Raw genomic sequence first — 20,193 nt, 5'->3', positions numbered from 1 at the left:
AATCGCCTATTGGGGACAAACAAACCTCTCAAGTAGAGCGATCGCATTAGTTCTGCCCTTAAAATCCTCAATTAGAGACTTTCATACCATCATACATTATGCTAGAACAAGGAACTATCAGTATCCATACTGAGAATATTTTCCCGATTATCAAGAAATCACTCTACTCTGACCATCAAATTTTCTTGCGAGAACTGGTATCCAATGCTGTAGACGCTATCCAAAAGCTAAAAATGGTATCCCGTGCTGGGGATTATGCTGGTGACATTGGCGAACCAGAAATTCAAATCGCTATCGACAAAAACAACAAAACTGTTTCCATTTCCGATAATGGTATCGGGATGACCGCTGAGGAAGTAAAAAAATATATCAATCAGGTTGCTTTCTCTAGTGCGGAAGAATTTATTCACAAGTATCAAGGTAAATCAGATCAACCGATTATCGGTCACTTCGGTCTTGGTTTCTACTCCTCCTTCATGGTCGCGCAAAAAGTCGAAATCGATACCCTATCATACCAAGAGGGGGCGCAGGCCGTTCACTGGAGTTGTGATGGTTCCCCTGCGTTCACCCTAGATGAATCAACCCGCACAACTCGCGGTACCACCATTACCCTCACTCTCCAGGCGGAAGAAGAAGATTATTTAGAATCAGCACGAATTAAGAATCTTGTCAAGACCTATTGCGACTTCATGCCAGTTCCCATCAAACTGGAAGGTGAAGTATTAAATCAGCAAAAGGCACCTTGGCGGGAATCTCCCACCAACCTCAGCAAAGAAGAGTATTTAGAATTTTACCGCTACCTGTATCCTTTTCAGGAAGAGCCTTTACTGTGGGTACATCTAAATACAGATTATCCCTTTATCATCAACGGAATTCTATATTTTCCCAAAATGAAGCCCGATGTCGATGTGACAAAAGGGCAAATCAAGCTATTTTGTAATCAAGTTTTCGTGAGCGACAACTGCGAAGAAATTATCCCGCAATTTCTGACACCGATGCGGGGTGTAATTGATAGCACCGATATTCCCCTCAACGTATCGCGCAGTGCTTTGCAAGGCGATCGCACCGTGCGGAAAATCGGCGATTATATAGCCAAGAAAGTAGGCGATCGCCTCAAGGAACTTTACCGCGACAACCGCGAACAATATATTAATGCTTGGAAGGATCTCAGTACATTCGTCAAATTTGGCGTTCTCAATGACGAGAAATTTAAAAAACAAGTCGAAGACATCATCATCTTCCGCACCACAGCGAAAGTAGCAGAAAAAGCCCCAGCCGAAACACCCGCCGTTGAAGTACAATCCCAAGAAGGCGACCTTTGGCAAGATATTACCCCCAAACCCAGCAGCCCTGAAAATACAGGACTCAGCACTCCCTATACAACCCTGAAAGAATACCTAGAGCGTAACAAAGAACGCCACGAAAACCGCGTTTTCTACGCCACCGATGAAACCACCCAAACAACATACATAGAATTACACAAAAGTCAAGGTTTGGAAGTCCTATTTTTGGACTCCTTCATTGACACCCATTTCATTAACTTCCTAGAAAGGGAATATAATGATGTGAAATTTACACGGGTAGACTCCGACCTAGATAATACCCTGTTGGATCAAGATAAATCCGGGGAAATAGTTGACCCCAAAACCAACAAAACCCGGACTGAGGTCATCAAAGAGTTATTCGAGAAAGCCCTCAACAAACCTAGGCTGAATATTCGCACCGAAGCCTTAAAATCCGAGAATCCCCTAGGGACACCACCAGCAATGGTGCTATTACCAGAAATTCTCCGCCGCCTGCGGGAAATGAACGCCATGATGCAGCAGCAGACAACAGAATTTCCTGAAGACCATATTCTACTGGTAAATACAGCTCATCCCTTAATTCAAAATCTCGCGAATCTCAATCAAGGTAGTATTATTCAAGCTGATGGTCAGTCACCGACAAATCCCTTGGTAAACTTAATTTGCCAACACGTCTACGATTTAGCACTGATGTCACAGAAAGGATTTGACGCCGACGGAATGAAATCCTTCGTCGAACGCTCAAATGATGTACTCACCAAGCTGACAGAACAAGTTAGCAAGTAGCCATCATTCCCGGCGTATACCAGGACACATAAAAAACTCTACCCACAAGGGCATGGGGCATAGGGCATAGGGCATGGGGCATGGGGCAATACTGCGTAGGATTTGCAGGGGAGGCAGGGGAGGCAAAACTCAACGCCAGCCTCCATTTCTCCCCCTGCTCCAAGAGCTTGCCTCAACCAAGAAATTCCAAAACCTACGCAGTATTGCTCCCCCATCTCCCCACTTGAGGCCAAAGCCCCTAAAATAGAAAGGCTGTATGGAAATCATCATCTGGAGATACGTGCTATGTCTCGTCGCTGTGATCTAACTGGTAAAAAGGCAAATAACGCCTTTTCAATTTCTCACTCCCACCGCCGCACCAAACGCCTTCAGCAAGCCAACCTGCAAACCAAGCGCGTTTGGTGGGCGGGTGGAAATCGTTGGGTGAAACTGAAGCTGTCTACCAAAGCAATCAAAAGCCTAGAAATTAAAGGTTTAGAAGCAATGGCAAAAGAAGCTGGTATTAACCTCAATCACTACTAAGGGACTTCCAATTATAGCTGGGGACACAACGACCGCTCAGTGCATCGCTGGGGACTGGGTTACAAGTCTGATTGTGTCTAGGTTTTATCATCAGTTAATGTCCTATAGCGTTTCTCGCCCTAGTGAGGTACATCGGTAAGGGCACGGCAGTGCCGTGCCCCTACATCGCGTGATACAATTTTGTACCTCATCTGAATAGGAAGTGCTATAAGCACTTTGGCGGTTGCTATAAAAAAATATCCAACGCCCGATCTCCACAAATAGCCTAGGGCGTAATTCCTGTATTGGATGATTTATTTTTTGTCAGTCCCTAATTTCTGAGCCTTTGCCAAAGCTTCAGAATATTCACTACCTCACCTCCCCAAAATGGGGAGGTTTTCAATTTTAAAATTCCTTCATATTATTTTGCCCCTAACTGATATGTTTCCTTTAACAGATGGGTATTATAAATTTACCTTCACTAATAACATCTTCATGAAGTTGCCTTCATATGAAATATATTTTGGTAAACTTCATGTGAAGTTTTGATGTTATTTTCCGTGAGAGGCCATGAATTAACTAACTTTGAAAAAATCAGTATTTTCCGATTTAATAGGCAATATTGAGCCATGATATAACTTGAACAAACCATACTTTTGTACTGCACCCGGATTTATTTTTATTTTTTATAAAAACGGGTGAATGTTTCCATCAATAACAACTCAAATTCTGTCTGTTGAATTAGTTAAGGGATATCGAAAAAATAAAAACAATCACTTGTGTTAGCTGTTAACATTTGCGATTGAATATTTTTGATTTAGAAGTCCCTAACTAGCATGATTGCCCATATTTACAACATTTTTACACCCGTCATCAAACACTTGACAGGAAAGCAGATATGTCTAAAAAACGCCAGCCAGTCAAGGCAATACATAAACTATTCAATAAAGCTAGCAAGCAGTTTTTATCTGCTATTAAAAAGCAAATAATTTGGCTATTACGAACTTTTTTTACTACCAGGAGAAAACGAAGTTCAGTCAACGCTGGGTTTGTGTTACCAACAGTAGTGTTAGTATCTCTAGTATTAGTACTGGTGACAACTGCAATTTTATTTCGATCTTTTGATCGGTCGAAAAATGCCAATAATGTTCGCGTAAATGAGACGGTTATTAGAACAGCCGCACCTGCTCTTGATCGCGCCAAAGCCAAATTAGACAAGTTATTTATAGACCCTAGATTGCCCCGATCAACCCCAACAGATGTATCCTTGAGCCAAGTCATTAATGACAATATTAACGAATATACATTTGGTGATGAAACACAATTAAAATTGGTTAAGGATGTTAATGGCGACGGCTCTATTGCTGACGATGAAAATATCAAATCAGTGTGGAAATATCCTGTTGATACTGATAATGATGGCAAATTTGATAGTTTCACTCTCTATGGCATTTATTTTCGGACTCCTACTAGTACCAGAGCCAGAAGTCCCCTAGAAGCAAGGGCGCAACCAATGGACGAAGGTGCTACAAGTGGTCGATGTGTGAGTAATGTGGCTACTAGTGCTGACTTAGTAGGTAGTCAAGGTTGGTATAAAGTTGGTGGTAAGCTTAAGAGAAGCATTTTTGTTTACACAACTACAGTACCGATCACAGATAAACCAACTAAAGAGACATTTGGTAATGACCATACCAAGTATGAGAAGTTTACAAGCAATAAAGGTTTTGTTGCTTTAGAGTATCAGCAAGATAGAGAGCGGATTCCATTGAGCAATAATGCAGTCGTCTACGAAGATGATTTAGAAATAACCCCTGGAGCAGGGATAAATTTGAATGGACGCATTTTTACTAATGGTAATTTTCTGACCAGAAAATTCGGTAGTGATATCAGATTTTATCTAGTAAGCAGTCCTAAATCTTGCTATTATTCAGAGGAAAATAGCAAGATTGTTGTCGCTGGAAATGTGATCAATAGCCGCGTTAATGAAACTTCCAAGGGTAGCAGTGTACAAGTAGATTTATTTGACAAAAATTATGATGTCACTAACCTAACCCTCAGCACTTCTACTATTGATGACACAAATAAGTCTGTACCTCAAGCTGTCTATGGTAATACCGCAGCTTACAATGATAAGGCATATGTTGACCGTATTCAGCGGTTAATAGATGCAACAAATACTAGCTATCCAGATAACACCTCTCTTCCAGACGAAGTTCAGAACAGCATTAACAGCGATCTAATTGCTGACCCAACCCTTGACAAGGTAAAACTACGTGATGATAAGCTAAAAATCTACTTTAGAAAGAGGACTCGACGGGTTCCTTATGTTGAAGTTCCTTTTGATAAAGGTGAAGATGCACTTAAATATGGCAGCGTTGATTATAAAACAAACAGCCCGCTGCAAGGAAGTGGAAACTCCCTACGACCAGTGGATGCATGGGCATTTCCCTTCAGTCCATCCGATGGTACAACTGCTACTGGTTATGCTGGGATAAGCGTTAAAACCAATAGTACAAAAAAACTTTATCTATCGGCGACAGACCCACTTGTACAACTAAAAGATGGAAAAGAAACTCTATTAGGCGATCGCGTTTTAGTTGGCAACAATATGCCCGAAACCTGGTATGATTCGAGTGCGAGTGCAAATAAATTTGTCGCTTCACCAGATCAAGGACAGCTGATTTCTGGTAGAGAGTGGGATAACAATACTAATGCTCGCAAACGCTACTCCCAGGCTTACCAATTAGACAACTTAGGCGTTACAGACCGGGACGGCTTTTGGGAAAAATCAGCAGCCCAACAACCCACAGGGCCTCTGGATGTGGTCGGGGGCTTAAGAGTCATTACAGGTGCTGGTATTTACTTGCCTAATGACTACAACCCTAGTACCAAGACTTTTAATAACACAATAAAGACAGTCTGGCCAGATACAATGGCAACTGGTGTGACTAGTCAGAGTCAAGGCTTACCTAATGATAAAACACCCTATCTGCAAATGCGGACTACAGTAGTTTATCATTACCAAGATGACCCCTACGATCCCAAAACTCCCACAAACTATCAAACTCCCATCGCCTGTGTCAGCAGCTATTACGACCCTACAAATAAAGATGCAGCGATGAATCAGTCAGGTTTACCAAATGTTAGGGACAGAACTACTAACAGGGCTTTAACAGGGCTACCCACAGTTAGTGATACTACTGGCAAATCTAATAATGGTGTTGTCTACTCAGCTTCCTCTCTGGCTACAACAGGTTATACAGACATATTAAATTACCAAGCAGCACTAAAATACCCTAATGGACGCCTAGTCAATGAACGACTTAGCAGTGCTTTGGCTAAAATCGCAGCTAGTGGAAATCTGACGCTTTCAGAACAATCGGCTGTAGATTCTGCCATGTGTGCTTTAAAAATTTTAGATGGCACTATTGGCAATCCTACAGATGCTGCAATTCCGCATGGTGCTATTATGGAAACTGCTTTTCTTGATGCCAGACAAATTAAGGCAATTGATAAGACTGTAAATTCTGCAAACTATGATTTGGGTATTGAATTCCGTCAGCCATTAGAAATTCGTGCCACCGTCTTGGATTTGGATTTATTGCGCCGAAAAGCCAAGAATAATGGCGAGTTTCTATTTCCCAATAGTGGGGTTATTTATGCCACCCGTGATGATGCACTTCCAGACCAAAGCGATGCTACCAGTCCAGATGTGAGTGCGACAGATTTTAGGCTAGACCCTACTCGCCGTCCTAATGGCATCATGTTGATTAATGGTCGTGACTTAAGTCGTAACTCTACCTATCAAGCAGCAGAAAAGGGTCTGATATTGACATCTAATCTGCCAGTTTATATCCAAGGAGATTTCAACAAGCACACCAAGGAAGAGTTCACAGAATTAAACGCCTGGGGTGATGACTTCTATAAACGTAAAACCCTCGATTCTGACTTCGCCTGTCGCAAGGGTCAGTTTTCTAGTTGCACGACTGGTGAAACTTGGCGACCAGCCACAGTACTTGCTGATGCGATTACGGTTTTGTCTAGTAATTTCAAATTGGGCTACCGCCAAGATGGAGATTATGACCTCAGCGACAATTATGGTAATTATCCTGAAGGCTATGACCTTAACGGTATTTCTGGTCTAGAAACAACACAAATAACACTAGATGAAACAGCAATTAAATTTGACCTAAATGTTGATGGTGATATGCTTGATACTGCCATCAATACTTTAGATGAAACAGCCCTGAAGGCTGACATCAATAGTGATGGCGATACGACAGACACAGCAGTACCAATTACTGAAAGCAATATCATTGCCACAGTCGCTGCTAGGTTAAACGGCTTTTGGGATAACAACTTCGTCACCAGCCGTAGTGTTATAGACAGCCGTAATGTTATAGATAGTGACTACTCTACTAGTAGTGGTACAGGCCCAGGTAGCTCTTACTTCAACAACTTTGTTACCCCAATTCAACGCCGGGGATCATTTCCAGAGTACGTCATGGAAATTTGTCGCAAATCAATAATTACAGCCTGCAAGCCCGATGATTGGGTGGTTGGTACGGTTGATGATCCTAATTTAAAAGCAAGTCAACTAATACCAAATAATTCTAGTTATACCGTTAATAAGCTCAGAGCAGGTACTACAGCTAGACCGGCGTCGCCGAAAACAGAACAGAGCTTCCCTCGCCGAGTAGCATTCCTGCGGGACTCTAGCGGTAACTTAATCTTAACTGGTACGGCTCCTAATCTCAGACCAATACCTTTAGGAATCAAAAAGGGTACTGATGTTACCAAGACTACTACAGATTTAATAGTTGACTCAGGACAGGTAAATTATTATCCTTTTGATGATGTTACGTTAAATAGTGTTCCATACCCAGCATACAGTTCTAGCAACAGACCTAGACTACACTACAACGCTTTGTGGTTTAAGACAGATAATGCCTCCGTAGCCAATTATGGTCAGAACTATTTTCTGTGGATTGAAAATCGCACTGGACTTACTAATACTAGAAAGATAGACCAACCTTTGTTAGTACCAGTATTGCAACTTCAGTATACCTCCATATCTCCAGCAGCAAACACAGCTACTCTGAGCAACGGTCTAGATGCAACGTCTTTAAACTGGATGCAACGTGCTACTGCAACAGAAACCAATTTGGTGTTTGCTCAAGGTAATACTCCAGAACGCCCTCCAGTCTCTAACCTTGGTGAAACTAATGGAGGTTTGGAAAACTTTGTACGTTACTTAGAAACTTGGGACTTGGGTACTACCACCATAAATCACAAAGCTGCTGGTTCTTTCATCCAATTTAAACGTAGTAGCTATGCTACAGCCCCTTGGCAAACTCTGATTGCTTCCCCAACACCAACAGGTCTGATTTTTGGATACCCGCAATCTTATCAAGCAGCCACAGCCAATTCGGGTCGTTCACCTTTTTATGCTGCTCCTAGCCGTTCCTGGGGTTATGACGTGGCTTTGCTGACCCAGCTACCTGACTTATTCTCGCAGCGTTTTACAGCACCAGGACTCAACCCGCCTAATGAGTTTTATCGAGAAGTTGGTCGAGATGACAATTGGGTGAAAACTTTGCTCTGTGCAGTCCAAGAAAGCACCTTATCTGGTGGCTATGAAAACGCTGCTGCTGCATATAACGTCACTACTCCAACTGCTATTAGCTACAAATACGCTATTAGGTCAGACCAACGTCCTAGTACCTGCCCTTAATTACAATACAGTTCAGTTAGACTCCAGTGGTATACAGTGTAGGGGCACGGCATCCAAAATCTTTTCTTCTAATGACAATTTTATTCGTGCCGTGCCCCTACGACAATTTTCCTTAACTGAACTGTATTGCCCTTAATTAGCCATTAGGCTTTTAATTTTACCATGTTGGCAAAAAAGTCGGTATTGCGAAACTTAAATATTTCCCAAACCCTTATCAATGACAAATGACCAATGACAAATGACCAATGACAAATGACCAATGACCAATGACAAATAACAAATGACAAATGACAAATGACAAATGACAAATGACAAACAGCAGCAAGCATCTGTATCTAGTCAATCAGGCTTCACGATTATCGAGTCGTTAGTAGCTATTCTGGTTGTTAGCCTTTTACTAGCAGCGATCGCACCTGTGATTGTCTTGTCTGTAGCCACGCGAGTGCAAGCAAAGCGCATTGAAACAGCAACTGATGCTGCTAAAAGCTACATTGATGGTGTGAGATCTGGCACAATTACAGCTCCTCCTTCTCCCCTCACAGGTACAAGTGACACAGCTCTATCCAGCTATGCTGCTCCTACGGCGGGAAGTTTAACCTGTGGTACTGGTAGTGGTTACTGTACTGCACCTGCAACTAATTTGTACTGTTTCTCTGTTGATGGTAATAATTGTACAACTACCAGTACCATAAACTTTGTGATTCAAGCGTTTAGGTATAACAAAGCTACAACTACTACTACAAGTGGCTATCAGTTGGGTATACGTGTTTACAGAGCAGATGGTTTTGCTAGTGATGGCGGCGTTCTGAAAACAGCACCGAATAAACAAAATACTTTCACTGCGGGTTTAGGCGATCGCAAAGCACCATTAGTAGAAATGACCACAGACATAGGCAAAGGGGTGTCATTTAGTGATTTTTGCGATCGCCTTAAACCAACTACTACTAATCCTAAATCTCAATCTAAATGCTAAATATCTGCAACTCTCAGGAGAAAATGTAGCATCATGAGACCTTTTAAATGGCTTTTAAGTAATCAGCTAAAATACTCTCACACGAAACAAAAAGGCTTTACCCTCATCGAATTACTGGTTGGTATCGCCCTAGCTTTTCTGATAATCACACCAATGCTGGGATTTATGATCAATCTGCTCGACAATGACCGTAAAGAGCAAGCTAAAGCAACTACTGATCAAGAACTTAAAGCAGCACTTGACTACATTGCACGAGACTTGCAACAGTCAGTATACATCTACGATGCTGATGGCATAGATAATATTCGCTCTCAATTACCTAAATCATCTACAGATGATAAGAAAAAATATTTTCCTGTTCTTGTGTTTTGGAAGCGACAGTATATTTCTGGAGGGCTTGTTGTGAAGACAACAACTACAACAGGTGCAGACGGGAAGACGAGTACTAGTACCGAAAATGATGATACTTTTGTTTACTCATTAGTCGCTTATTATTTGATTAATGATGGTGACACTACATGGTCTAAAGCAGCCCGAATTGGTAGATTCCAAATCAGTAATGGCTATGGACAAACTGATACAGATAAACAAAGCACTAGAGATGCTGGTTTTCAGTTGTTTAATCTCGACGATGAAGGAACTCTTAAGACCAAAATGAATAAATGGACAAAGAAAAGTAGTGAAAATTATTCTCAAGACATATTGCCTCTAGTAGATTATATTGATCAAACCACCACAGATACTACAAGTACAACCAACCAAACACCCTCTTGCTCAACTGACTACCAAATAGTGCCAAAATTTTCTGGTAGTGGAGATTCTGTAGCTACAGATAATGTTAAAACACGCGGATTTTACGTCTGTGTTGACTCAAACAATACTGTAGCAGAAGTTTATTTACGCGGTAATGCTCTCGCTCGTATTCAAGACACAAATATAGATTTCGATCAAACTAGTCAAAACAGAAAAATATATTTTCCCCAATCAAGTATCCGAGTTCAAGGAATTGGATTCTTATTTACTAAATAAGCAATTAAATAGTATTAAATACCGCAATGTATAATCTATTTTTCAAGAAAATTCTACAGAAAATCTCTGTAAATATATTAACTGCAAAACCAAAAGACTCATTATATTTAGCTACAAACAATGCTGGATTTAGCCTAGTTGAGATTTTGGTTGTGTTAGTTATGTTGGGAGTTTTGGCAGCAATTAGTACTCCTAATTGGATTGCATTTCTCAATAGACAACAGGCTAATAAGGCGAATGATGTTGTTTTGGCAGGAATCCAAGAAGCTCAGAGACAAGCTAAAAGGCAAAAACTTGGTTATAGTATTAGCTTTAGAACTGACAATAATATTCCCCAAATTGCTATTTATCCTAAAGATTCTGACCCCACAAAATTATGGCGTAATTTGGGTACAGATGTAGGAATAAAATCAGGATCAATAGTAATTGGAACTAATCTCACTAATATAAATACTACGACCAGCACCACTTCTGTAACCTATGCCGCTGCTTTCAATTCTACCGCGCCACAAACAATTACCTTTGACTACACAGGTGCTTTGGATTTGGTAGTCAAGACAAATACTAGTAGTTTAACATCAGTCCAGAACGATAAAATTACTAGCAAAGGTTTAATTGTAGCTGTTGCTGTGGCTCAATCTGGCTCTCCTACTCAAGCTACTAACCTCAAGCGATGCGTGATTGTCAAAACTCTATTAGGTTCAATAAAAACAGGAAAAGATACTGAGTGCAACTAAAAGCTTTATTACTATAAAATCAAATAATTAACCAATCAATTTAAAAAAATATTGATAAATACAGCTAGGTAGGGCATTGCCTAGTCCCGCGATTTCAAAGTCTTATACAATACCACTAAAACGCTGACACATGTAGGAGCGAGTGGGGGCACGGCATTGCCGTGCCCCTACAGATGGTATCATATCGTGTGGATTTAGGGGTATCTAAAAATTTATCCGGCTAAACAAATAGTTTGAAATCGCGGGACTAGCCTACAGATACCACAGATATAGGACTAATATCAATACTGAGATTTCTTTCATATAGCAGGGGACTGGGGACTGGGGACTGGGGACACTTCGGCAAGCTCAGTGCATCGCTGGGGACTGGGTTACAAGTCTGATTGTGTCTAGGTTTTATCATCAGTTAATGTCCTAAGCACTTTGGCGGTTGCTATAAATCAAATATGATTCCTATATCTTGAAAAATCAAACCGGATTGCTATAGTTAAGCAATTGTTCTACAAATATCTAGTAAATATACGGTATTCGGAGACGGCTCTATAGGTTCAGAATTAATTCATCAGATTAATTTTTTCTGTAGGGTGCGAAGACTATGTACCTTGACTTTAGCGTGGCAATTCCAACTTTCAATGGTGCAAACCGATTACCTGAATTACTGGAACGACTGCGAAATCAAGCCAACACTGAAAACTTATCTTGGGAAATTATTGTTGTAGACAATAATAGCACAGATAATACAGCAAAACTTGTTCAAAGTTATCAAGAAAATTGGCCATATCCTTACCCTTTAAAATACTGCTTGGAAACAAAACAGGGAGCAGGATATGCCAGAAAACGGGCAGTGCAAGCAGCAAAAGGTAAATTTATTGGCTTTTTGGATGATGATAACTATCCAGAATTAAACTGGGTAGCAGCAGCTTATGATTTTGGAAAAAATTATCCACAGGTAGGAGCTTTTGCTAGCCAAATTCATCCTCAATGGGAAGTTGAACCACCAGAAAATTTCCAGCGCCTTGCTCCATTTTTGGCAATTACAGAACGGGGTAATTTACCTTTGCTGTATAAACCAACTCAGAAATTATTACCTCCCTCTGCTGGACTTGTAGTCCGTCGGCAAGCTTGGTTAGAAAGTGTACCCAATCAGTTGATATTGACTGGCAGAGTTGCTGGAAATATGCTGACTAGTGAAGATTTAGAAATGTTGATATATATCCAAAAAGCTGGGTGGGAAATTTGGTATAACCCAGATATGGAAATTTATCACAAAATACCAAGTTGGCGATTACAAAAAGAGTATTTAATTCCATTTTTTCAAGGTATTGGACTTAGCCGTTATATTACTCGGATGTTGAGTATAAGGAACTCTTGGGCTAGACCAATGATTTTTTTTGCTTATTTTATAAATGATGTGCGTAAAGTTTTTTGGCATTTAGTTAAATACCATTTAAAGGTTAAAAATGACTTGGTTGCTGCCTGTGAAATGCAACTAATGTTTAGCAGTTTAATTAGTCCTTTTTATTGGCTTAAGAATGGTTATAGGAATAATATCTGATTATTGAAAATATCTAAATAGTAGCGCCATATATTAATAAATATTTTTTCGTTATAGCGCTTCTCGGTTGAGTGAGGTAGAAGAACCCCACCCCCAACCCCCTAAGTGCAAGCGAGGAGGGGGCTATAAATGTTTGATTTCTTATTTAAAGTACACTAATTAATATAGGGTCAAATGACAACCACAAAAAATATTTTGGTGCATTTTCTTGTAAAAAATATTTTTCATAATTCCTCAAATACTGGTTTTGCACTAGTAGAGATATTAGTAGTTACCTTAATAATTGGTTTATTAGGATTAATTGCACTACCCCAGTGGATGGCTTTTGTAGATGTTCGTCGCCTGAACAGTTCCCAGTACGAAATTTACCGTGCTATGCGCGAAGCCCAAAGCCAAGCTAGCAAGGAAAAATTAACCTGGCAAGTCAGTATTCGTGAACAAAATGGCATCGTTCAATGGGTAATTCATCCGGCAGAAAAAGGAATATTTATACCCAATTATGTAAGTAACAATGATAAAATATGGGATAGTGTTGAACCAAATGTTCGCATTGTTCAAGATAAAAATCAAAAAGGTAAAAACGAGACAACTTTTCCTAAACAACTTTCACAACAAGTATGGCGAGTTTTATTTAACTATCAAGGTTGTCCTGTCTATGAAGTGGGAGATGAGTGTACTAAAACCGCACTCAGAACACTAGGACAGATAACTTTTTATAGTCAGAATGCTGGTAAAGCTAGGCGTTGTGTCTATGTTTCTACGGTTTTAGGTGCAATGCGAACTGGAAAAGAGCATATAAAACCCAATACCGACAACAAATATTGCTATTAAGATATTTGTTGTTTGTTCAAACAAGGTATCACGTGTTGAAATTACCAGATAGCCCAAAACAGCACCTGATTATTTTTACTCGTTATCCCGAACCAGGGAAGACAAAAACCCGACTAATACCTGCTTTGGGTATGGTTGGTGCTGCTAATCTGCAACGACAGATGACCGAATATACAATATTTCAGGTTAATGAATTGCAAAAAGCAACTGGGATAAGCTGCGAAGTGCGGTTTGCAGGTGGTAACTTGCAATTAATGCAAGATTGGCTGGGGTTGGGTTTGATTTACCAGTCTCAAGGTGAAGGAGATCTAGGTGAGCGGATGGCGCGATCGCTTTTCGATGGGTTTCAAAGGAGTGCAGAACAAGTAATCATCATCGGTACTGATTGTCCGGGGGTGAATTCCCAAATCTTAGCAACCGCCTTTGAGCAACTCCAAACCGTTGACCTGGTTATTGGTCCGGCGATTGATGGTGGTTATTACTTGATTGGTTTGCGTTGTTACATCGCGGAATTATTCGCTAACATTGACTGGGGTACCGCTGAAGTATTGCAACAAACTTTGGACATAGCCCAAAAACTTAATTTATCACACATCCAATTGCCTCCCTTGGCAGATGTTGACCGTCCAGAGGATCTTCCCATCTGGGAACAAACTCTTCAGGGGAGTTGACACTCTCAGGTCTAAAGACACTGAGATTCTTTAAGACTTGCTTAAAAGGGATAGTCAAGTATCCCCCTAGACGCTCAAAACAACTACCCAAAGGTATTGCAATTGCGCTTACTTTTCTTTTTTTTGTTTTCCGAGTCCATCACAACGCCAGTTCGGTACGCTTCATGTTTTCCCATTACAAGTTTTACCCAGAATCGCAACCCGTGCGAATGCGAGGTAAATCAGGGGTTACTCCTTACAAAACACTTCAACACGTAGATGGTTATTCCTACTCACAATTTGATCATATCATTTTCCACAGTTGTTAAAACAAGCCGTGGCGTGTTTCCTCCACGCATCTATTGCCAAGTGGCTTCTACACGACCCGTGATGTTTTTGTGAAGGGAAAGGATGTACATACTTTTACTTAAGCGAAGGTAGTATAGTATAACACCAGGATTTTTCTGACGACAGTCTAAAAGACAGATGCTACCGTGGTGTGGTTCCAAACCAAAAGGCAGATATTATGTATCCAAAGTATACCTACATGGTATTTTTATACAACAGTTAAGGCCATTGGCAGAATCTTCAAGTAACTTTAAATAGGACAATCACTCCTAATTTAGTACAAGACTGAAAAAATATGGTTAACCGGTTTGCTTCTGTAAATGCTCCCCTCACACTCAAAGTGGTGGGAGTTACCTTAATTCTTTCCTTTTTGCTTGACTTTTTGATTTTGTTGTTACCCTTCCAACCGACCGACCGGGGATGGCAGATCAACTTAGCAACAGCGCTAGTTGACCGGGGAATTGTGCCTATGGTGGGTTTGGGATTTCTGTTCACTGCCTATTGGATCGAGAATGCAGGGGATGGCGATCGCTCAAGAACCCTAGATTTAAGAGTTCCCGGACTAATACTATCAAGTATTTTAGGGTTGTTATTCTTGTTGATTTTTCCCCTGCATCTTAATAATGTGAATCAAGCCAAAACTCAAACAGTAACTCAAATCACTCAGGAAGCAGAGCAGGCAGAAAATCAACTAAATAGTCGGTTATCGCAAATGCAAGCCCAACTGAATACTGAGCAAGGCAAAGCACAGCTAGAACAGTTGCGGAACCAAACTAAAGCTCAGTTTACGGAAATCCTCAAAGACGAGCAGAAATACAAGCAAGCACTTGCGAGTCCTGAACTTTCCCCATCGGTGAAAGAGTTGCTGCAAAAAGCTAAAACAGATCCTAAGGTACTTGACAAAGCTATCGAACAGCAAACAGATATTCAGGTGGTACGCAATCAACAACTGAGCCAAGTCCGCCAGCGCAAAGAAGAAGCTGAAAAGCAAGCTAAAGATGTCGCTTGGAGATCTGGACTGCGGATTGGGATTAGCAGTTTACTGTTGTCAATGGGTTACATTATCATCGGCTGGACAGGATTAAGAGGTATAGGTTCTTTACAAAGTGGTGGACGTAAAGCTCCCGCACGCTAATTTAGCATTTCCATCAGTCAATAGTGAACAGTTAACTATTAACTGTTCACTGTTGACTGTTGAGTGTTCACTTTTCCCTGACCAAGTGAGAGAAAAATTTTTACTAAGAGTTGAGAATGTTTTCCATTTACATACTGACATATAACGAAGAATTAGATATTGCCGCTTGTATAGAGTCGGCGATGCTATCAGATGACATTATTGTTGTAGACTCATGTAGTAGCGATCGCACCATAGAAATTGCCAATCGCTATCCCATCCGCGTTATTCAACACCCTTTTGAAAGCCACGGAACCCAGCGTACTTGGATGCTAGAGTCTATCCCTCCCAAGCATGAATGGGTATACATTCTAGAAGCCGATGAGCGCATGACACCAGAACTGTTTGCAGAGTGCGAACAGACAATTTTGCATCCAGACTATATCGGCTATTATGTCGCCGAACGTGTGATCTTCATGAATACTTGGATTCGTTATAGCACTCAGTATCCCCGTTATCAAATGCGCCTCTTCCGCCACGGTAAAGTCTGGTTTACAGACTATGGTCATACTGAACGGGAAGTGTGTCATGGTGCAACTAGCTTCTTAAAGCAAAGTTATCCCCATTACACTTGTAGTAAGGGCTTGAGTCGTTGGATCGAAAAGCACAACCGTTATTCTACAGATGAAGCCAGAGAAACACTGCATCAAATAAATCAAGGAGATGTTAGCTGGCGATCGCTCTTTTTTGGCAAATCAGAAATTGAAAAACGCCGCGCCCTGAAAGATTTGTCTTTACGTTTACCTGCTAGACCGCTGCTACGCTTTTTGTATATGTATTTGTTCTTGGGTGGCTGCCTAGATGGGCGGGCTGGTCTAGCTTGGTGTACACTTCAGACATTCTATGAATATCTAATTTTGCTCAAAGTTTGGGAAATGAAGCATATGCCCACACCGAGTTTAGACACAAGTACAAAACTGGCGCCAAATTTGAGTTCACAAAGCACACAGGCTGATCCGGCTTAAGTCAAATTGCCCGGATTTGAAAGGCGCAGGCGATCGCCGTGGAAAAATCTTCAAATTAATCGCGCAAAGTTACCGAAGCACTGGGTTTAGAGCCGCCGTCCTTCTAGGACGGCTTTTTGTGATAGATTTAAATTGTCTGTTGTAGAATATCCGCCGATACAGGACGACTCAAATGAGTGAAACACGACCGGTCGGGAAACAATAAAGACAACTCGGTGGCGAATACGAGTATAAAAATAGCTAGCGAAATTAACAAAGTAGCACCAACCAGAAAACAAAATATTTTTCTCCATAAATGTATCGTGGGGCGCACGAAAACGCGCTAGGCTTAATATCCTAGTAAGTCTCTGGAGATGTAGCCCTCTGGTGGGGTCAACTAAGTTGAGCTATTTAATTGGTTCTGTTGAACGGTTAATTGGTTTAAGCACTGCCAGCAATGGACAGTTGATTTTAAGGTGTGTCGGCACTCGTGAGAAAAATCAAGGGTTTGGGTTGGGCATATGGGGGCGCATAGGGCAGGAAAAATTAACCAATGCCCAATGCCCAATGCCTGATCTCCACGAATAGCCTCGCCGCGTAAGTCCTGCCCATCTTTGAGCTTAACGGAATCACGGAAGTCCCCACCTTCAACGAAGTAAGGTGGGGATGGACAGTGGACGATGACGAAAACATCTTGAGCCGACATCAACCGCCTGGTTGATTAGAGATAGCGAAGCAAGCCGGAGTACTTCACTCAGTCCTGATATATTCAAATTCACTTTTATGCAAGACCGTAAACCTCAGCAACTAGCTCGTGAATTGGCGCTGTTAAGCCTGAGCCAGTTACCATTAAATCCCAAAAAATTGACAGAGGACCAACTACCCAAGTTAGTCCTAGCCGCCGTACGCACCCTGCGATCGGAAGTACAAGATACTCTGGATAATGCTGCAGGTGAACTGCAACGTAGTCACGATCGCGTTTTAAGTAGTCAAACTCGCGCCTCAGACATCAATTCTGCTAGAACAATGCTACAAGAGGCAATTTCCTTTACCCAAACGGCAATTAATCAGCTGGGTGCAGCGGTGGAGTTCCCGGAATTGATTCAGCTAGCAACTCAAGACAAGACAGTCAGCAAATACGCTATCCAAATTGTCAGAACAGTCAGCGACGAACGAACTATTATCGATGAACAGATTACCTATGCTTTGGTAGATTGGCAAGTCACGCGCCTCGCCCAAATCGACCGGGATATTCTGCGAATCGCTGTAGGGGAAATGCTGTTTTTAGGATTACCAGACAGTGTGGCTATCAACGAAGCAGTAGAACTAGCCAAACGCTACAGTGGAGATGATGGACATCGCTTTATTAATGGTGTGCTACGCCGATTCACAGAGCAAAAAAAGCTCCATAGCGTTGGTTCATAACGAAACCAACCCTTATGAGTGTTAAGTTTTGAGTTGAAAGTCAGGAGTGAGGATATCCAGACGGTTTTTACTGCTAGAAACAGTCAGGAGTTATTTTAAACTCTTAAACAAGAACTATATCGCGCTTCTGTAATGGCTTTTAATTGGTTCCGTCGTCAATATAACGATTCCTCTGAGACTCCCCCAGAGCAAAAACAGGGAGAAACTCCTCCTGAACAAGAACCCCAAGCACAGCCAACCCCAGCTGCTGAAACTCCACCAGAGTCAGCGGCTGACTTGTTGGCGTTTGCTAAAGCAGCTTACAAAAATATCCAGGAAAAACAACAATCTTTAGTAGAAATACCTCCGGAGTCAGCGCCTGTAGCTGAACCGGAAACTGGAGAAACCGCACCACCCCCCGAAATAGATGCAACTGTTACCCAAGCAACTATTGAAGAACCGACGGAAGTCGCCCAAACTACAGAAGTTGGGGAATTAGATAGAGCTAATATCCCAGTAATTACTGAGGAAATATCGGTAACGGAGGAAGAAAGCACAGCAAATTCTTCAGTGGCAGATGTCTCTAGCCAAGAACTAACGGTAAGTGAGGCAGAACCAGTAGCCACTGAATCAATTATTGCCACAAGCGACGACCAGACACAACCGACAGCGCCAGCCAGCCGATCCTTTTTAGAACGGGCTGCGGCTGAACGACAAGCAAAGCAGGAAAGACTGATAGCCAGTGCAATTCCAGTACCAGAACCAGAGGTAGTACAGCCACAGGCTACCACTACTGTTACACCACAGACAACAGAAGAAATTCCCGAATTGGCATTTGATGAAGGATTTGTCTGGTCAACCGAAGTCTTAAAAGCCCAAGGTAGGCGAGTCCAAGATGTTTCGATAGAAGAAATTACCTGGCTGAAAAAGCTACGCCAAGGTTTAGACAAAACCCGCCGTAGTATACTTAATCAACTGAAGGCAATAGTCGGTCAAGGTCCGCTAAATCAAGCGGCGGTAGCCAAAATCGAGGCATTGCTTCTGCAAGCGGATGTGGGTGTAGAGGCAACAGACTATATAATTAATGCTCTCCAGGAAAAACTGCGAACAGAAGTTACTCCACCAGAACAGGCGATCGCCTACCTCAAACAAATTATCCGGGATATGCTGGATGCTCCCATCCAAAAATCCCTCAAACCTACTTTTTCCCCAGAAAAAGAAACTTTGAATATTTGGTTAATTACCGGGGTAAATGGTGCTGGTAAAACCACTACTATCGGTAAAATCGCTCACTTAGCCCAAAAATCTGGCTATAAATGCTTGATTGGTGCAGCCGATACCTTCCGCGCCGCCGCTGTCGAACAGGTCAAGGTTTGGGGAACCAGAAGCGGTGTGGAAGTTATTTCCAATCCCGGTAAGAATACTGATCCTGCAGCAGTGGTGTTTGACGCGATCGCCGCCGCCCAAGCACGGGAAACTGAATTACTTCTGGTAGATACCGCAGGACGACTGCAAAACAAGAAAAACTTGATGGACGAACTCAGTAAAATCCGGCGGATTATTGACAAAAAAGCCCCGAATGCCATAGTAGAATCATTGTTAGTCCTAGATTCCACTTTAGGGCAAAATGGATTACGGCAAGCCGAAGTTTTCTCTCAAGCTGCCCAACTCAGTGGTGTGGTATTAACCAAGCTTGACGGCACCGCCAAAGGAGGCGTTGCACTGGCTGTTGTGCAGCAGCTAGGTTTACCAATTCGCTTTATTGGTGCTGGTGAAGGCGTCGAAGACCTGCGTCCCTTCTCCAGTTACGAGTTTGTCGAAGCGCTATTGAGCGGCTAGTTTAAGAGCTTTCACTTAAGATTTTTCTTGGAAAAGTAATAAATTTAGGACTTACGGCTCTGGTATTATCACTTGATTAATTTCACTTAAAATGCTGGAAAAACCCTAAGTCCTAAAATCATAAATTTTCCACCAAATGTGGATAATATTTGCTAGAATTTCACTTTAATGCTGTATTTTTTAGCCCCTGAACAGAGTTATTAAATAGAGCAGGAAAGACAACTATTCCAGGGAAGCAGTAATCAAGCTACTATACCCTGCCTTGAGCCGCTTTGCATCTACAAAATCACTGAAACACTTGCAATGTAAGGACTGAGAAGCTTGCCCCTTCACTGAGATCGAGGGCAAGATTGAGCATTCTACATAGCGTTAGTAGGTGTATTA

The 20,193-nt window shown here is 41.7% G+C and carries 14 protein-coding genes; 13 read left to right on the top strand and 1 reads right to left on the bottom strand.

Features of this window, described 5'->3' with window-relative positions:
* Positions 1 to 98: 98 nt before the first annotated feature.
* The 3 genes from htpG to hpsA all read left to right on the top strand — a co-directional run bounded on the left by htpG (position 99) and on the right by hpsA (position 8,325).
* A complete protein-coding gene (gene htpG / locus HEQ19_22955) occupies positions 99 to 2,090 on the top strand; it encodes a molecular chaperone HtpG (GenBank protein ID WYM01942.1) in 1,992 nt (663 codons plus the stop codon).
* A 285-nt stretch (positions 2,091 to 2,375) separates the two neighbouring features.
* A complete protein-coding gene (gene rpmB / locus HEQ19_22950; protein ID WYM01941.1) occupies positions 2,376 to 2,612 on the top strand; it encodes a 50S ribosomal protein L28 in 237 nt (78 codons plus the stop codon).
* Between the two features lie 877 nt (positions 2,613 to 3,489).
* Positions 3,490 to 8,325 (top strand): hormogonium polysaccharide biosynthesis protein HpsA, encoded by a 4,836-nt coding sequence (gene hpsA, locus HEQ19_22945; protein ID WYM01940.1) that lies wholly within the window; start codon positions 3,490 to 3,492, stop codon positions 8,323 to 8,325.
* Between the two features lie 143 nt (positions 8,326 to 8,468).
* Here the strand turns inward: hpsA and HEQ19_22940 are convergent, their stop codons facing one another.
* Positions 8,469 to 8,654, bottom strand: a complete 186-nt coding sequence (locus HEQ19_22940; GenBank protein WYL98127.1) for a hypothetical protein — start codon at positions 8,652 to 8,654, stop codon at positions 8,469 to 8,471.
* On the opposite strand from HEQ19_22940, the gene hpsB reads away from it, so the two are divergent.
* From hpsB to ftsY, 10 genes are all read left to right on the top strand, one after another.
* Positions 8,627 to 9,298: a hormogonium polysaccharide secretion pseudopilin HpsB gene (gene hpsB / locus HEQ19_22935; protein WYM01939.1), complete on the top strand. Its 672-nt coding sequence runs from the start codon at positions 8,627 to 8,629 to the stop codon at positions 9,296 to 9,298. The two genes, HEQ19_22940 and hpsB, sit on opposite strands and share 28 nt — an antisense overlap.
* Positions 9,299 to 9,331: 33 nt before the next feature.
* Entirely contained in the window at positions 9,332 to 10,327 is a 996-nt protein-coding gene (hpsC, locus tag HEQ19_22930) for a hormogonium polysaccharide secretion pseudopilin HpsC (GenBank protein WYM01938.1), read from the top strand.
* 26 nt (positions 10,328 to 10,353) lie between these two features.
* Entirely contained in the window at positions 10,354 to 11,064 is a 711-nt protein-coding gene (locus tag HEQ19_22925; protein ID WYM01937.1) for a prepilin-type N-terminal cleavage/methylation domain-containing protein, read from the top strand.
* Between the two features lie 595 nt (positions 11,065 to 11,659).
* Complete coding sequence (gene hpsE, locus HEQ19_22920) at positions 11,660 to 12,619, top strand: hormogonium polysaccharide biosynthesis glycosyltransferase HpsE (protein ID WYM01936.1); 960 nt, start codon at positions 11,660 to 11,662, stop codon at positions 12,617 to 12,619.
* A gap of 174 nt (positions 12,620 to 12,793) precedes the next feature.
* The gene (locus HEQ19_22915; protein ID WYM01935.1) at positions 12,794 to 13,450 is read left to right on the top strand and encodes a type II secretion system protein; all 657 of its coding nucleotides are present in this window, start codon (positions 12,794 to 12,796) and stop codon (positions 13,448 to 13,450) included.
* 32 nt (positions 13,451 to 13,482) lie between these two features.
* Complete coding sequence (locus HEQ19_22910; GenBank protein ID WYM01934.1) at positions 13,483 to 14,121, top strand: TIGR04282 family arsenosugar biosynthesis glycosyltransferase; 639 nt, start codon at positions 13,483 to 13,485, stop codon at positions 14,119 to 14,121.
* Positions 14,122 to 14,743: 622 nt separating this feature from the next.
* Positions 14,744 to 15,583, top strand: coding sequence for an HpsJ family protein (locus HEQ19_22905; protein ID WYM01933.1), 840 nt, complete (start codon positions 14,744 to 14,746; stop codon positions 15,581 to 15,583).
* A gap of 116 nt (positions 15,584 to 15,699) precedes the next feature.
* The gene (locus tag HEQ19_22900) at positions 15,700 to 16,587 is read left to right on the top strand and encodes a glycosyltransferase family 2 protein (protein ID WYM01932.1); all 888 of its coding nucleotides are present in this window, start codon (positions 15,700 to 15,702) and stop codon (positions 16,585 to 16,587) included.
* A 762-nt stretch (positions 16,588 to 17,349) separates the two neighbouring features.
* Positions 17,350 to 17,991 (top strand): transcription antitermination factor NusB, encoded by a 642-nt coding sequence (nusB, locus tag HEQ19_22895; protein WYM01931.1) that lies wholly within the window; start codon positions 17,350 to 17,352, stop codon positions 17,989 to 17,991.
* Between the two features lie 132 nt (positions 17,992 to 18,123).
* Positions 18,124 to 19,809 (top strand): signal recognition particle-docking protein FtsY, encoded by a 1,686-nt coding sequence (gene ftsY, locus HEQ19_22890; protein ID WYM01930.1) that lies wholly within the window; start codon positions 18,124 to 18,126, stop codon positions 19,807 to 19,809.
* Positions 19,810 to 20,193: the final 384 nt, after the last annotated feature.

It is taken from the genome of Gloeotrichia echinulata CP02 (assembly GCA_038087035.1).
Classification (GTDB): domain Bacteria; phylum Cyanobacteriota; class Cyanobacteriia; order Cyanobacteriales; family Nostocaceae; genus Gloeotrichia; species Gloeotrichia echinulata.
The sequence above is the reverse complement of the archived record's forward strand: the minus strand, read 5'-3'. Positions and strand labels throughout refer to the sequence as shown.